A 14925-nucleotide genomic window follows, 5' to 3' on the forward strand; every position below is an offset into this window, starting at 1 on the left:
TTACCTCAAGATAAGCTGGGACACCTTGCCATCGCGTTCGATCTCAAGCCGCCAAACCCGCGGGGGTGTTTTGGTCACGGTTTCCAGCATCCGCGTGCTTTCAACAACCTGCTCGTTGATGCCGCGAACGACATCTCCGGGACGCAAGCCCACCTGATTTGCTGTGCTTCCCCGCCGCACGGCGGTGATCACCACACCCTCAAAGACACCTTCCAAGCCGATTTCAGTCGAGACGGCTGGGGAAAGGTTCATGACTGTTGCCCCTTCGAACGGCGAAAACTCGACGAGCTCTCGCGTATCCCGCGGCACTGTCTCCGGAGCCGGCACAAGGGATATTGGCAAGGCTATTTCCTTGCCGCCACGGATAATCATGAACTCGGTTTCATCACCAATCATCTTGGTCGCAAAGCGATAGCCGAAGGAATTCGGATCGGTGACCTCCTTGCCGCCAATGGCGACAACGAGGTCACTCACTTGCAGCCCTGCATCCTGTGCCGGCGACTCGTCGAAAACGGCGGTCACCAATACTCCGCGCGGACGATCGAGTGACAGAGCTTCGGCAATCTCCGAATTGACCATCTGTACGGTCGCGCCGAGCCAGGGCCGTTGGACCTTGCCGCCTTGATCAGCTGCACGCGCAACGAACCTTGCCATATGGGCAGGGATCGCAAAACCAATTCCGTTGGAACCGCCAGAGCGGGAGAAAATAGCGGTGTTGATCCCGACAAGCTTCCCTTCCATATCCACCAGCGCTCCACCGGAATTGCCCGGATTGATCGCGGCATCCGTCTGGATGAAAAACTGGAAATCTGTAACACCGACCTGGGTGCGGGCCGTCGCAGACACGATGCCCTGTGTCACGGTCTGCCCGACCCCGAAAGGGTTGCCGATGGCAAGCACAATATCTCCAACCTCGAGACTGTCGGACTCGGCAAAGGTCGTATGATCAAAGGGGCCCTCGCCCTTTATCTTTAAAACTGCAAGATCGGTTCGTTCATCCAGCAAAACGATTTCCGCATCGAATTCGCGCCTGTCACTAAGTGCGACGCGGACTTCATCTGCATCCTTGATGACATGATGATTGGTGATGACGGTTCCGTCCCGGCTGATGATCACGCCGGACCCGAGGGAGGATTCCACACGCTCGCGCGGACGATCAAAACCACCACCGCCCGGCTGGCCGAAAAATCGCCTGAAAAAAGGGTCGTCAAAGAACGGTGATACACGCCGCTGCTGTACGACCTTGCGACTGGCATAGACGTTGACGACGGCCGGAGCGACGTTTTTCACAATCGGTGCGAAAGACAGCTTTATCTGCGTTTCGCTTTGTGGAACCAGCCTGAGGTCAGCGGGTGTTGTCGGTGTGGTCTGGGCGAATGCGCTCACAGACCAAAGGCCCAAAAACCCTGTCAGAACTAAGCACAACAGTCTTGTCGTTTTAAAGGTTTGTGCCAGGCGCATGCCATGCCCTCATTTCGAATCTCGTCAGGTTGAATGCCGATACATGGCAGATAGGGTGGAACAGAGGCAAATACAAAAGCAAAAAGCCGCCGGAAATCCGGCGGCTTTCGATCAAAATACAGTGTTTGATCAGGCAGAACGAACCTGATCAAGGAAGCTGCGGACTTCGGTGTCCAGCTGCTCAGCCTCCGAGGCCATGTCGCCAGCTTCATCTGTGAAGTTCTGAGCGGCCATGTTTGTGTCGTTGGAGAGTGAGGCAACGTTTCGAATGTCCTCAACCACCTTGGATGTTCCACCAGCTGCACGTTGCGTATTCTCTGCAATGCCTTGCGTCGCATAGCTTTGCTCGGTCACCGCAGCCGCAACTTCACTGACTGATTGCGTGATGTCGTCAATCGTTTTTTGAATATCGCCGATTGCTCCAACGGCATCATCCGTCGCTCCGCGGATCGCATCGATCTGCTGCTGGATTTCACCGGTCGCCTTGCCTGTCTGGGCGGCAAGGTCCTTGACTTCGGATGCCACGACCGCAAAGCCCTTGCCCGCCTCACCGGCGCGCGCGGCCTCGATAGTCGCGTTCAGAGCCAGCAGGTTGGTTTGGTCTGCGATGTCAGAGATGAGCGTGACCACTTCTCCAATCCGATTCGCAGCTTCGGCAAGCGACCTAACGGTCTCGTTGGTGGTCTCCGCGCGCTTTGTCGCTTCAGCAGCCACACCGGACGACCGTTCAATCAGAGTGGAGATTTCCTGGATCGAACTGGAAAGCTGATCGGATGCAGCTGCAATCGATTCCACTTCGGCGAGCGTGCCTTCTGACATCTCCGCAGCATTGGTGGAAGTTTCTCCGGCGCTATCAGTCATGCTGCGCATGTTGTTGGCACTTTCACGGAGCTTCGTTGCAGAACGGGCAACCTTGTCGACCACAGTGCCGACAGTCGCTTCGAAGTCACCAGCCAGACTTGCAAGCATTTCCTGGCGCTGCGCTGCCTGACGTTGAGCTTCGTCGGCTTCTTCTGAAGCCCTCCGTTCGTTTTCGTCTGCTGCATTCTGACGGATTTGCAGGACGGCTCGGCCGATATCGCCAATTTCGTCCTTGCGTTTCGCTGCCTTGATTTCAGCACCAAGATCACCGGAGGCAATCGCATTGAGAGCACCAACCAGTGTGGTCAGCGGTCCAGTGATCGAACGGGAGAAGAACAGTGCGATGACGGCGGCAACCGCAATGGTCACCAAGGACCAAATGAACATTTGATCGCGCATGTTGGTGACTGCAGAAAGCGTCTCTTCAACGCTCTTTTCTGCAACGATTGCCCAGTTCTGGCCCTGGAAGGACAGCGGCCGTGCGACCATAAGATCCGCAACGCCGTCAGCACCGGTTACGATATCGGCAGCTTCCGAGCCGTTTGCCGCTTCACGAGCCGGAGCTGCATCCACAGTTGCGCTCAAAGCAGTCGGCGAACCGGCAAGTGGCATATCACTGAGAACCAGCCCGTCCTCATCGATGACGTAAACCTGGCCTGTGTTGCCAAGATCTTCGCGCCCTGCAACGATCTTGTTCAAGAACTTGGTGTTCAACCGGACGACAGCCACGCCGTTCAGACTGACGGACCCGAAGGAATTCATATAGACCGGAGAAGCAAGAAACAGCGTCCCTTCGCTACCAGCAGGGCCATAAGCTTCAAACCCCGTTGCGGCGACTTTGCCCTCTTCAAGCTCTTTTGCAGCGTTGAAGACAGCTTCAAGACCCGTTCCGTCGGCAGCACTTCCTTCGCCCAGTTTTGAAAGGAATTCATCCCCTTTGGTGACGGAGTAAAGAATGAGGCCTGAAGGATCAATCAGATAGACATCTGCATATCCGCCGTTTTTCCAGACATTGTAAAAGGCCGGATGCGCTTCCGAGTGACGCCAGGCATACATGGTCTTTTGCTCGGCACCGGTCAGCTGGGCACGCTCTTCAGCTGACTGCGGAGCGTGGAAAAGGCTCAGAATCTCTTCTTTTTCCTTTTCAAGGTTCATGGTCGCATTGCCAAGGTTGCTGATGGGGTCAGCGACGCTGGAGGCAAGATTGACAATTTCCGCATCGACGGTGTCCAGCTTCGCGTCGAGCAGTGCTGACCTGGCTGTGATAACCATTCCAAGTTCAGCTTCAGCTGCTTTCTGCAGACCGTCTTTACCGGTCATATAACCGATCACACCAACCGCTGCACAGGCAGCGACAGTGATCACAATCATCAATGCAGGAATGACAAAGGAAAGACGAAGAGAAGGCCCAGCCTTCTTCGATCCCGATTTCTTGTTGCCGATCACAATAATTCTCCCCAGCCCCGAATCCATCTCCAGGAGGCTGAGGAAAGATAGGCTTGAGTTTCTTAAATCATTGATAATCGGCAATTATACTATTTGCAGGCTGCAGAAAAGTATTTGAAGATGTTTCATTTAAAGAAAAAGGCGGGCCAATGCCCGCCTTTCAGTATTCGCCATGAAAACCCAACTTACGCTGCGTTTTCAGTTGCTTCTTCTGCTTCAGCGCGAGCACGGTCGTCTGCACCGCGCGCTTCCGGATCCCGGTCGACGAGCTCGATGACTGCCATCGGAGCATTGTCACCATAGCGGAAACCGGCTTTCAAAACGCGGGAATACCCCCCGTTGCGATCCTTGTAACGCTCGCCAAGCGTCTCAAACAGCTTGGCAACCATGGCTGTATCGCGGATCTGCGAGATAGCCTGGCGGCGTGCATGAAGATCACCGCGCTTGCCCAGGGTGATGAGCTTGTCGATAATCGGCTTCATTTCTTTGGCCTTCGGCAGGGTCGTGACGATCTGCTCGTGCTTGATCAGCGACGCTGCCATGTTTGCGAACATAGCCTTGCGGTGGCTAGAAGTCCGATTGAGCTTGCGGCCGGCTTTACCGTGGCGCATGGCCCTCTCCTTTTTCTATCGGGAAGTCTGCTCTGTTTCTGTCAAGAGCACTTGCCCGGTGGTTCCCTAAAGGACGCTTGCGCCCTTAATACTGATGGTCTTCGTAGCGCTTGGCGAGATCGTCGATGTTCTCAGGCGGCCAGTTGGCAACTTCCATGCCGAGATGGAGACCCATCTGAGCGAGAACTTCTTTGATTTCGTTGAGCGACTTGCGGCCGAAATTCGGTGTCCGCAGCATTTCCGCTTCGGTCTTCTGAATGAGATCGCCAATATACACGATATTGTCGTTCTTCAGGCAGTTTGCAGACCGGACAGACAGCTCCAGCTCGTCGACTTTCTTCAATAGCGCCGGGTTGAAAGCCAGTTCCGGGACAGTGTCCTCGGCGACTTCGCGTTGCGGCTCTTCAAAGTTGACGAAGATGGAAAGCTGATCCTGCAGAATACGCGCTGCGAAAGCCACGGCATCATCCGGCTTGACGGAACCATCGGTTTCGACGGTCAGGGTCAGCTTGTCATAGTCAAGAACCTGGCCTTCACGGGTGTTTTCCACCTTGTAGGAGACCTTCTTGACCGGTGAGTAAAGACTGTCGACCGGGATCAATCCGATCGGAGCATCTTCCGGCCGGTTGCGGTCGGAAGAATGGTAGCCTTTACCGGTGTTGACGGTGAATTCCATGCGGATTTCAGCGCCTTCGTCGAGTGTGCAGAGAACCAGTTCCGGGTTGAGCACTTCTACGTCGCCGACTGTCTGAATATCACCAGCTGTCACAACACCTGGACCCTGCTTGCGCACAACCATGCGCTTGGGACCTTCGCCTTCCATGCGGATGGCGATTTCCTTGATGTTGAGTACGATGTCGGTGACATCTTCCCGGACACCCGGGATCGACGAGAACTCATGCAGAACGCCGTCGATCTGAACCGCTGTTACCGCCGCCCCTTGCAGGGAAGACAGAAGAATACGGCGCAGGGCGTTGCCCAGTGTCAGGCCGTAGCCACGCTCGAGCGGCTCGGCAACAACCGTTGCCAAGAAGCGCGGATCATCACCCGGCTTGATCTCGAGTTTGGTCGGCTTGATCAGTTCCTGCCAATTTTTTTGAATGGTCACGTTTGCGTCCCTTCGGCTATCCCGCCCGGCTCTGCGGCCAGGCTATTCTTTGCCATTTGGAGAAACAGGTACCTAAGACTGAATAAGCCTTAGACGCGGCGGCGCTTGCGCGGACGGCAGCCATTGTGCGGTATCGGCGTCACGTCACGGATGGACGTGATCAGGAAACCGGCGGCTTGCAGTGCACGCAGAGCGGATTCACGGCCGGAACCCGGACCGCGCACTTCAACTTCGAGAGTGCGCATGCCGTGCTCGGCAGCTTTCTTCGCAGCATCTTCAGCAGCAACCTGAGCCGCATACGGCGTGGACTTACGAGAGCCCTTGAAGCCAAGCGCACCAGCGGAAGACCAGGAAATAGCATTGCCCTGGGCGTCCGTGATCGTGATCATCGTGTTGTTGAATGTCGAGTTCACATGCGCAACGCCAGACGAGATGTTCTTGCGTTCGCGGCGACGCACGCGCGTCGTATCTTTAGCCATTTTGTTGTCCTTGTTTTGATCTCGTCACTGCCGTAATGCCGGCAGCTCCACCACCAATCGCGGAGTGTTGATTATTTCTTCTTACCTGCGATCGGTTTCGCCGGACCCTTGCGGGTACGTGCGTTTGTATGCGTCCGCTGACCGCGAACCGGCAGGCCGCGGCGGTGACGCAGGCCGCGGTAGCAGCCAAGATCCATCAGACGCTTGATGTTCATTGCAGTGTCACGGCGAAGGTCACCTTCAACCATGTAGTCACGGTCGATGGTTTCGCGGATCTGCAGAACTTCTGCGTCGGAGAGTTCATTCACACGGCGGGAAGCGTCGATGTTGTTTTTTTCAACGATTTCCTGGGCAAATTTTTTGCCAATGCCATGAATGTACTGAAGCGCGATGACAACGCGCTTGTTCGTCGGGATGTTAACGCCAGCAATACGTGCCACGTTTGTCTCCATGTTAAGCGGCAGAACCTGAGGCGCCGTCCGCAGTGGGTAGTGCCCGCGTCCGGTGGAGTCCGGCCCTTGCGGGTATGAAAATGCCGGGGTGGCCCCGGCACAGAGAATGCCGGTCCCACGTCCATGGAACCGGCTCAACTGTAAGATAGAGCGCGTCGTTTACCGGCTCTAAACCCTTTCGTCAAGACCTTGAAGTACGGAATCTATAGACGCTGCAACTTCTTCAATGGATTGCATTCCATCGATGACATGAAGAAGGCCTGTCTTCTCGTAATAAGGCACAACAACGGCGGTATCGCGGTTATATGCTTCGAGCCTTTGCTTGAAGACAATCGGATCATCATCCTTGCGAACCGGCTCGCCGGCTGCTTTGGCATCTTCAGCACGTTTTACGATACGATCAACGAGTTTGGTCTGGTCGACACGCAGCTCAATGACGGCATCCACTTTGTAGCTGCCTGCCTGGAGCATTTCATCAAGCGCCTCAGCCTGGGCGACGGTGCGCGGGAAGCCGTCAAGAATGAAACCATTCTTGGCATCGTCTTCTGCGATCCGGTCGCGGATAATTCCGACGACAATCTCGTCAGAGACGAGCCCGCCGGAATCCATCACTTCCTTGGCTTTGAGGCCGACCGGGGTCTGGGCAGCTACGGCGGCCCGAAGCATGTCTCCTGTGGAGAGCTGCGGTATGCCGTATTTTTCAACAAGCCGAATGGCCTGCGTTCCCTTCCCCGCTCCTGGCGGTCCTACCAGAATTAGCCTCATCTACGTTTCCCCCTGAGTTTCGCTTTCTTCACGAGCCCCTCGTACTGATGTGCAAGCAAGTGGCCCTGGATCTGCGATACGGTATCCATTGTCACGCTAACAACAATTAGCAAAGAGGTGCCCCCGAAGTAAAACGGAACGCCAGTGGCCGATATTAGGAATTCGGGTAATAGACAAACGACGGTGATGTAGAGCGCACCAACAACCGTGATGCGTGTGAGCACATGGTCGATATATTGCGCAGTGCGTTCGCCAGGACGAATACCTGGGATGAAACCGCCGTGTTTCTTCAGGTTGTCGGCCGTGTCACTCGGGTTGAACACGATCGCCGTATAGAAGAAACAGAAGAAAATGATCATGGCAGCATAAAACACCATGAACAGCGGCTGTCCGTGTCCAAGAGCCGCGGTGATGTATGTCAGCCATTCATTGCCGCTGCCTTGTCCAAAACCGGAGAGGGTTGCCGGTACGAGCAGCAGGGACGACGCGAAGATCGGCGGAATGACACCCGCGGTGTTCAACTTCAACGGCAGGAACGAGGTGTTGCCCTCGAACATGCGGTTGCCCATCTGCCGCTTCGGATATTGGATCAGAAGGCGACGCTGCGCACGCTCCATGAAGACGATGAACGCAATAACCACAACGGCCAGGATGATGACCGCCAGAATGATGCCGGTTGCCAGGGAGCCCTGACGTCCAAGCTCAAGTGTCTGTACGACCGCTGAAGGCAGACCGGCGACAATGCCGGCAAAGATGATCAGCGAAATACCGTTGCCGATGCCGCGCGACGTGATCTGTTCACCAAGCCACATCAGGAACATGGTGCCCCCGACAAGCGTGATCACGGTGGATGCACGGAAGAACCAGCCCGGATCGGTAACCACATTGGTTGCGCCTTCAAGCCCGACGGCAATGCCGTAGGCCTGAAACGCCGCCAGAATGACGGTTCCGTACCTGGTGTACTGGTTGATGACCTTCCGGCCCTGCTCGCCTTCCTTCTTCAGCTGCTCAAGCGTCGGTACGACCGTCGTCATCAGCTGCATGATAATGGAAGCGGAAATATACGGCATGATGCCGAGGGCGAAAATCGCCATCCGCTCGACCGCACCACCGGCGAACATGTTGAACATGCCGATAATGCCTTGCTGTGCCTGATCAAAGGCTTGCGCAAAGGCTACCGGATTGATGCCGGGCATCGGAATGTAAGTGCCCAGTCGATAAACCAAAAGCGCCCCTAGCGTGAACCAGATGCGCTTTTTGAGCTCTTCAGCCTTGGCGAAAGCTGAGAAATTTAGATTTGACGCCAGTTGCTCGGCGGCCGATGCCATGCCCTACTCCGGTCAGATGCTTGCCCAAAAATGGGAAAAGCCCAGGCTGTTAAGCCTGAGCTCCCAGAACGGCAACCTTGCCGCCCGCTTTTTCGATCGCAGCCACAGCGCCCTTGGAGGCACCGGCCACTTCAAATGTCACTGCAACGGTGAGTTCACCATTTGCAACGATGCGCACGCCATCACGGATCCGTTTGACGACGCCAGCTGCCTTGAGGGCTTCGGCGGTCACGGTTTCGGATGCGTTCAATTTGCCGGCATCAATCGCCTTCTGAACACGGCCAACGGACACAGTATTGAAGTCCTTGGCAAAAATGTTCGTGAAGCCGCGTTTCGGCAAACGGCGGTGAAGCGGCATCTGACCGCCTTCAAAGCCTTTGATAGCGACGCCGGAACGGGATTTCTGACCTTTGACACCACGGCCGCCGGTCTTGCCCTTGCCAGAACCGATACCGCGTCCAACGCGGGTGCGCTCTGGTGTTGCGCCTTCGTTGTCACGAAGTTCGTTGAGCTTCATGTTTTCTCTCCTCACCCCGTTCTTATGCGTTGTCTTCGACGACGCGAACGAGATGCTGGACCTTATTGATCATGCCGCGCACTTCAGGAGTATCCTTCAGCGTGGAACGGCGGTGCATCTTGTTCAGGCCAAGACCGACAAGCGTCGCGCGCTGGTCCTTAGGACGGCGCAGCGGGCTGCCGATCTGTTCGACCGTAACAGTCTTTTCGGTGTTCGCCATGGAACCTACCCTCTTTCAGCTGGGGACCGGAGCCGCTAAGGTCAAGCCTCAGCGGCAGCCGGAGCCGCCTCATCGTTGTTGTCACGACGCCGCGACTGCAGCACAGAGACCTTGAGGCCACGGCGAGCTGCGACGGAGCGCGGGCTGTCTTCTTTGGTCAGCGCAGCAAAAGTTGCACGAACCATGTTGTAGGGGTTGGATGTCCCCAGCGACTTTGCCACAACGTCCTGAACGCCAAGCGTTTCAAAGACAGCACGCATCGGGCCACCTGCGATGATACCCGTACCTGCCGGTGCAGCGCGCAGCAGAACCTTGCCTGCACCGTGACGGCCTTCCACATCGTGGTGAAGGGTCCGGCCTTCGCGCAGCGGCACACGGATCATCGTGCGCTTTGCAGCTTCAGTTGCTTTCCGGATGGCTTCCGGCACTTCACGCGCCTTGCCATGACCGAAGCCGACACGGCCCTTCTGATCACCAACCACTACCAGAGCGGCGAAGCCGAAACGACGGCCACCCTTGACCACTTTGGCAACGCGGTTGATGTGAACGAGCTTGTCGACGAATTCGCTGTCTCGCTCGTCGCGATCGCGATTTTCTTGTCTCGCCATTTTATACGTCTTCCGTTCTTAAGAGCGCCAACGGGCGCTGGTCAGAATTCAAGTCCACCTTCGCGGGCCGCATCGGCAAGCGCTTTGACACGCCCATGATACATGTACCCACCTCGGTCGAACACGACCTGCTTGATGCCGGCGGCGACTGCGCGCTCGGCCACAAGCTTGCCGACGGCAGCAGCTGCTGCGACATCGGCGCCCGTTTTCAGGCTGCCCTTGAGATCTGTTTCGATCGTTGATGCAGAGGCAATTGTATGCCCCTTCGCGTCGTCAATGATCTGGGCGTAGATCTGCTTCGACGAGCGGAAGATAGAAAGGCGCGGACGTCCGCCGGCGGCTTTCCTGATCGAACGACGCACGCGATCGCGGCGGCGCTCGAAAGCTTGTTTGCTGTTCGCCATGATCCAGGTCCGTTACTTCTTCTTGCCTTCTTTGCGGACGATGAACTCGTCTGCATAACGTACGCCTTTGCCTTTGTAAGGCTCCGGCGGGCGGAATTCACGGATTTCAGCAGCCACCTGGCCGACACGCTGTTTGTCGGTTCCGGTGATGTTGATTTCCGTCGGTTTCGGGCATTTGATATCGATGCCTTCCGGGATCGGATAGACGACGTCATGCGAGAAACCGAGCGCCAGCTGAAGGTTTTGACCCTGAACCTGTGCACGGTAACCGACACCGGTAATCGCGAGGTCCTTTTTGAAACCATCGGTTACACCGGTAATCAGGTTCGACACCATGGTACGGCTCATACCCCACATGGAGCGAGCCGGCTTGGTGTTGTTACGCGGATCGATTTTGATCCCGTCATCTGTCATTTCGGCCAGAACAAGATCATTGAGCACAAAAGACTTTTCGCCTTTCGGGCCCTTGATCGTAACCATCTGACCGTCGATCGATGCCGTTACCCCGCTTGGCACGGGGACTGGCTTTTTGCCAATACGAGACATGTGACCAACCTTGTCGTTGTTTTAACAATGAGGATGCCGCATCAGAAGACGCGACAAAGAACCTCACCACCTACGTTTTCTTCCCGCGCCTGATGGTCGCTCATGACACCGCGCGGAGTCGAAATAATCGACACGCCCAGCCCATTAGAGACATGCGGGATGTTTTTCACCGAGGAGTACACACGGCGGCCCGGTTTGGACACACGTTCAATCGTGCGGATAACCGGTTCACCGTCGAAATACTTCAGTTCGATTTCCAACTCGGACTTGCCGCCCTCGTAGTCAACCGATGTGTAGCCACGGATGTAACCCTCTTTTGCAAGCACATCAAGTACGTGTGCACGCAATTTGGATTTTGGTGAGCTGACCTTGCTCTTGCGGCGCAATTGCGCGTTACGGATGCGGGTCAGCATATCCCCCAACGGATCAGAAATTGCCATCGGAGTTTCTCCTTACCAGCTCGACTTGACCAGGCCCGGGATCTTACCCAGGGAACCCAGTTCACGAAGCGCAATACGCGACATCTTCAGCTTGCGGTAAAAACCGCGCGGACGGCCGGACACTTCGCAACGGTTGCGAACGCGGTTCGGCGCGGAGTTCCGCGGCAGTTTTGCCAGCTTCAGGCGGGCGTTGTAACGCTCTTCCAGAGACAGGCTATCATCTTTAGCCATTGCTTTCAGAGCGGTGCGCTTCTCAGCGTATTTCTTGACAAGCTTCTCGCGGCGCTTGTTTTTCTCGATTGCGCTTTTCTTCGCCATCGTCGTTCCCTTCCTTGCCCGTTACTTCGTGAACGGGAAGTTGAACGCGCGCAGAAGCTCGCGCGCCTCGTCATCCGTCGATGCGGTCGTGCAAACGATCACGTCCATGCCCCAAATCTGGTCGACCTTGTCGTACTCGATTTCCGGGAACACGATGTGCTCTTTGATGCCCATGGCATAGTTTCCGCGACCGTCGAAGCTCTTCGGGTTCAGACCACGGAAGTCACGAACGCGCGGAAGCGCGATGGTGATCAGACGGTCCATGAACTCGTACATCTGCTGGCGGCGCAGGGTCACCTTGGAACCAAGCGGCATGCCTTCACGCACTTTGAAAGTCGCGATGGATTTCTTTGCCTTGGTAATGACCGGCTTCTGACCGGCAATTGCTGCCAGGTCTTCTGCTGCGATGCGCGCTTTCTTGGAATCGCCAACTGCCTCACCGACACCGATGTTCAGGACGATTTTTTCCAGTTTCGGTACCTGCATAACGTTCTGGTACTGAAACTTTTCAAGAAGCTGCTTGCGCACGACTTCTTCGTAATGCGTCCGGAGACGCGGCACATTAGTGGACTCAGCCATCGATCAGGTCTCCCGAACGCTTGGCCACACGAACCTTGGTGCCATCGTCCTGCACTTTGAAGCCGACACGTGTCGCCTTGCCGTCCTTCGGATCAACCAGGGAGACGTTGGAAAGATGAATCGGTGCTTCCTTAGCAACGATGCCAGCTTCCTGGGTCTGGGTCTGCTTCTGGTGGCGGCGAACCATGTTGATGCCACGGACCAGGGCCTTGTTATCGGCGAGAAGCATCTTGATGACTTCGCCGGACTTACCCTTGTCACGGCCGGTCAGTACGACCACCGTGTCGCCTTTTTTAATTTTCGCAGCCATCAGAGCACCTCCGGCGCGAGCGAAATGATTTTCATATGGTTTTTTGCACGGAGTTCGCGCGGCACCGGACCAAAGATACGGGTGCCGACCGGCTCCTTATTGTTGTTGATCAGCACGGCCGCATTGCGGTCGAACCGGATCACGCTGCCATCGGGACGGCGGATATCCTTTGCCGTGCGCACGACGACAGCCTTCATCACGTCGCCCTTTTTGACGCGCCCCCGCGGAATAGCCTCTTTGACGGAGACAACGATAATGTCGCCGACCTGGGCATATTTACGCTTGGAGCCGCCGAGCACTTTGATGCACATGACACGACGCGCGCCGGAATTGTCGGCGACGTCGAGGTTTGTTTGCATCTGAATCATGACTGGCTGCCTTGTTCTTCTATTGGCGCTCGAATGACGGGCGCCTGATGCTCACTTGATCGGAGCGTGGTCACTGAGCGACCACAGTCCAACGTTTGTTTTTCGAGATCGGCGCGCACTCTTCGATCTGAACAGAGTCGCCAACCTTGTATTGGTTGCCTTCATCGTGTGCGCGGTACTTTTTGGTCCGGCGCACAGTCTTTTTCAGCAGTGGGTGTGTGAAGCGACGCTCCACATTCACCGTCACCGTCTTGTCATTGGCGTCGCTGACAACGGTGCCCTGCAGGATACGCTTCGGCATTGCCGTCTCCTTACGCGTTCGCCGTCACACGCTTTTCGCGCATGATCGTCTGGATACGCGCGATGTCCCGGCGGATCTGCCGGACACGCGCAGTGTTTTCGAGCTGACCCGTTGCCTTCTGAAAACGCAGGTTGAACTGCTCTTTCTTCAGACCTTCGAGTTCCGTGCGGAGCTCATCAACGGTTTTTGCCCGTACTTCGGTCGCCTTCATGGCATTAACTCCTCGACTGCCTTACTCGCCGATACGCTGAACGAACCGGCATTTGATCGGCAGTTTGGCAGCAGCAAGACGCATCGCTTCACGCGCAATGTCTTCCGACACACCATCAACTTCAAACATGATCCGGCCCGGCTTGACGCGGCAAGCCCAGTAATCCGGAGAACCCTTACCCTTGCCCATGCGGACTTCAGCAGGCTTCGAAGAAACCGGAACGTCCGGGAAAATACGGATCCAAACACGACCCGCACGTTTCATGTGGCGGGTCATAGCACGACGGGCCGCTTCGATCTGACGTGCAGTAACACGCTCTGGCTCCAAAGCCTTCAGACCGAATGCGCCGAAGTTGAGGTCGGTGCCTCCCTTCGACAAGCCGTGAATGCGGCCTTTGTGCTGCTTGCGGAACTTTGTGCGCTTCGGTTGCAGCATCGTTCTTCTCTCGTCTTTCTTGTCTTACGAGCGGCAGGCAGCTTGAATTAAGCTGCGCGCTCGCGGCCCCGATCCCGGCGTCCGCCGCGATCACCCTGGTTTCCTTCTGACGCAGCGCTCGCACGGCGTTCCGACGCCATTGGATCGTGTTCCAGAATTTCACCCTTGAAGATCCAGACCTTCACACCGCACACGCCATAAGCCGTGTGTGCACTGGCAACACCGTAGTCGATGTCTGCACGCAGAGTGTGGAGCGGCACGCGGCCTTCACGGTACCATTCGATACGAGCGATTTCTGCGCCACCGAGACGACCACCGCAGTTGATCCGGATGCCCTGGGCGCCAAGACGCATGGCGGACTGAACGGCCCGCTTCATGGCGCGGCGGAAGGCAACACGGCGTTCCAGCTGCTGAGCGATCGAAGCGGCAACAAGGGTCGCATCGATTTCCGGCTTGCGAACTTCAACAATGTTGATGTGCACTTCCGAATTGGTGATGTCGGCAATCTTCTTGCGAAGACGCTCGATATCAGCACCCTTTTTACCGATGACCACACCCGGACGACCGGAGTGAATGGAAACACGGCATTTTTTATGCGGGCGCTCGATAACCACTTTGGAAACAGCTGCCTGCTTAAGTTCCTTCAACAGGAACTCACGGATGCGGAAATCTTCATGAAGAAGATCGCCATATTCGTTTTTATTAGCGAACCAGCGGGAGTCCCAGGTGCGGTTGATCCCAAGGCGCATGCCGATCGGATTTACTTTATGTCCCATCAGGCAGTCTCCTCAACTTCGCGCACAACGATGGTCAGGTTCGAGAAAGGCTTCTCGATCCGGCCGACGCGTCCGCGTGCACGGGCCTGGAAGCGCTTGATGACAAAAGCCTTGCCAACATGAGCCTCGGCAACCACCAGGTTGTCGATATCCAGGTCATGATTGTTTTCCGCGTTTGCAACGGCAGACATCAGGGTCTTCTTGACGTCCTGCGCGATGCGCTTGCGGGAGAATGTCAGATCCGCAATGGCGGAGCCGACCTTTTTGCCGCGGATAGCAGCCGCAACGAGGTTAAGCTTGCGCGGTGAGATGCGCAGCATGCGGGTCATTGCCCGAGCCTCGTTGTCAGCGAGCGTCCGCTCACGCTTCGGCTTGCCCATC

Annotated in this window: 23 protein-coding genes; all 23 read right to left on the reverse strand. The window is 56.2% G+C overall.

What is annotated here, in order from left to right:
- Positions 1 to 1386: a Do family serine endopeptidase gene (locus Q0835_RS13500; RefSeq protein WP_363324514.1), complete on the reverse strand. Its 1386-nt coding sequence runs from the start codon at positions 1384 to 1386 to the stop codon at positions 1 to 3.
- Positions 1387 to 1590: 204 nt separating this feature from the next.
- On the reverse strand, positions 1591 to 3768 hold the full coding sequence (locus tag Q0835_RS13505; RefSeq protein WP_298961974.1) for a methyl-accepting chemotaxis protein: 2178 nt from the start codon (positions 3766 to 3768) through the stop codon (positions 1591 to 1593).
- Between the two features lie 185 nt (positions 3769 to 3953).
- Positions 3954 to 4379 carry a 50S ribosomal protein L17 gene (gene rplQ, locus Q0835_RS13510; protein ID WP_298820233.1) on the reverse strand — a complete coding sequence of 142 codons (426 nt, stop codon included), beginning with the start codon at positions 4377 to 4379 and terminating at the stop codon, positions 3954 to 3956.
- An 85-nt stretch (positions 4380 to 4464) separates the two neighbouring features.
- On the reverse strand, positions 4465 to 5487 hold the full coding sequence (locus tag Q0835_RS13515; protein WP_148632511.1) for a DNA-directed RNA polymerase subunit alpha: 1023 nt from the start codon (positions 5485 to 5487) through the stop codon (positions 4465 to 4467).
- 89 nt (positions 5488 to 5576) lie between these two features.
- Positions 5577 to 5966: a 30S ribosomal protein S11 gene (gene rpsK, locus Q0835_RS13520; RefSeq protein WP_006936427.1), complete on the reverse strand. Its 390-nt coding sequence runs from the start codon at positions 5964 to 5966 to the stop codon at positions 5577 to 5579.
- A gap of 71 nt (positions 5967 to 6037) precedes the next feature.
- A complete protein-coding gene (gene rpsM / locus Q0835_RS13525; protein ID WP_152501386.1) occupies positions 6038 to 6406 on the reverse strand; it encodes a 30S ribosomal protein S13 in 369 nt (122 codons plus the stop codon).
- A 180-nt stretch (positions 6407 to 6586) separates the two neighbouring features.
- Positions 6587 to 7183, reverse strand: a complete 597-nt coding sequence (locus tag Q0835_RS13530; protein WP_298820225.1) for an adenylate kinase — start codon at positions 7181 to 7183, stop codon at positions 6587 to 6589.
- Positions 7180 to 8511: a preprotein translocase subunit SecY gene (gene secY / locus Q0835_RS13535; protein ID WP_298820223.1), complete on the reverse strand. Its 1332-nt coding sequence runs from the start codon at positions 8509 to 8511 to the stop codon at positions 7180 to 7182. The genes Q0835_RS13530 and secY overlap by 4 nt, the downstream gene beginning before the upstream one ends.
- 49 nt (positions 8512 to 8560) lie before the next feature.
- A complete protein-coding gene (gene rplO / locus Q0835_RS13540; protein ID WP_298820221.1) occupies positions 8561 to 9028 on the reverse strand; it encodes a 50S ribosomal protein L15 in 468 nt (155 codons plus the stop codon).
- A 22-nt stretch (positions 9029 to 9050) separates the two neighbouring features.
- Entirely contained in the window at positions 9051 to 9248 is a 198-nt protein-coding gene (rpmD, locus tag Q0835_RS13545; RefSeq protein WP_006936433.1) for a 50S ribosomal protein L30, read from the reverse strand.
- Positions 9249 to 9289: 41 nt separating this feature from the next.
- Complete coding sequence (gene rpsE, locus Q0835_RS13550; RefSeq protein ID WP_298820219.1) at positions 9290 to 9856, reverse strand: 30S ribosomal protein S5; 567 nt, start codon at positions 9854 to 9856, stop codon at positions 9290 to 9292.
- Between the two features lie 41 nt (positions 9857 to 9897).
- Entirely contained in the window at positions 9898 to 10260 is a 363-nt protein-coding gene (gene rplR, locus Q0835_RS13555) for a 50S ribosomal protein L18 (protein ID WP_152501381.1), read from the reverse strand.
- 12 nt (positions 10261 to 10272) lie between these two features.
- The gene (rplF, locus tag Q0835_RS13560) at positions 10273 to 10806 is read right to left on the reverse strand and encodes a 50S ribosomal protein L6 (protein ID WP_298820216.1); all 534 of its coding nucleotides are present in this window, start codon (positions 10804 to 10806) and stop codon (positions 10273 to 10275) included.
- 41 nt (positions 10807 to 10847) lie between these two features.
- Entirely contained in the window at positions 10848 to 11246 is a 399-nt protein-coding gene (gene rpsH / locus Q0835_RS13565) for a 30S ribosomal protein S8 (protein WP_152501379.1), read from the reverse strand.
- A 12-nt stretch (positions 11247 to 11258) separates the two neighbouring features.
- Positions 11259 to 11564, reverse strand: coding sequence for a 30S ribosomal protein S14 (rpsN, locus tag Q0835_RS13570; RefSeq protein WP_298820213.1), 306 nt, complete (start codon positions 11562 to 11564; stop codon positions 11259 to 11261).
- 21 nt (positions 11565 to 11585) lie between these two features.
- Positions 11586 to 12143: a 50S ribosomal protein L5 gene (rplE, locus tag Q0835_RS13575; protein ID WP_298820211.1), complete on the reverse strand. Its 558-nt coding sequence runs from the start codon at positions 12141 to 12143 to the stop codon at positions 11586 to 11588.
- Positions 12136 to 12453 (reverse strand): 50S ribosomal protein L24, encoded by a 318-nt coding sequence (gene rplX, locus Q0835_RS13580; protein WP_298820209.1) that lies wholly within the window; start codon positions 12451 to 12453, stop codon positions 12136 to 12138. The genes rplE and rplX overlap by 8 nt, the downstream gene beginning before the upstream one ends.
- Positions 12453 to 12821: a 50S ribosomal protein L14 gene (gene rplN / locus Q0835_RS13585; RefSeq protein ID WP_298820207.1), complete on the reverse strand. Its 369-nt coding sequence runs from the start codon at positions 12819 to 12821 to the stop codon at positions 12453 to 12455. The genes rplX and rplN overlap by 1 nt, the downstream gene beginning before the upstream one ends.
- Before the next feature lie 70 nt (positions 12822 to 12891).
- Positions 12892 to 13122: a 30S ribosomal protein S17 gene (rpsQ, locus tag Q0835_RS13590; RefSeq protein ID WP_298820206.1), complete on the reverse strand. Its 231-nt coding sequence runs from the start codon at positions 13120 to 13122 to the stop codon at positions 12892 to 12894.
- 10 nt (positions 13123 to 13132) lie between these two features.
- Positions 13133 to 13333, reverse strand: coding sequence for a 50S ribosomal protein L29 (gene rpmC / locus Q0835_RS13595; RefSeq protein ID WP_152501374.1), 201 nt, complete (start codon positions 13331 to 13333; stop codon positions 13133 to 13135).
- Positions 13334 to 13354: 21 nt separating this feature from the next.
- Positions 13355 to 13768: a 50S ribosomal protein L16 gene (rplP, locus tag Q0835_RS13600; protein ID WP_298820203.1), complete on the reverse strand. Its 414-nt coding sequence runs from the start codon at positions 13766 to 13768 to the stop codon at positions 13355 to 13357.
- Between the two features lie 47 nt (positions 13769 to 13815).
- Positions 13816 to 14544, reverse strand: a complete 729-nt coding sequence (gene rpsC, locus Q0835_RS13605) for a 30S ribosomal protein S3 (protein ID WP_298820202.1) — start codon at positions 14542 to 14544, stop codon at positions 13816 to 13818.
- The gene (gene rplV / locus Q0835_RS13610) at positions 14544 to 14924 is read right to left on the reverse strand and encodes a 50S ribosomal protein L22 (RefSeq protein ID WP_152501372.1); all 381 of its coding nucleotides are present in this window, start codon (positions 14922 to 14924) and stop codon (positions 14544 to 14546) included. Before rplV ends, rpsC begins: the two co-directional genes overlap by 1 nt.
- Position 14925 lies beyond the last annotated feature (1 nt).

The sequence above is a fragment of the uncultured Roseibium sp. genome, from assembly GCF_947499295.1.
GTDB lineage: Bacteria > Pseudomonadota > Alphaproteobacteria > Rhizobiales > Stappiaceae > Roseibium.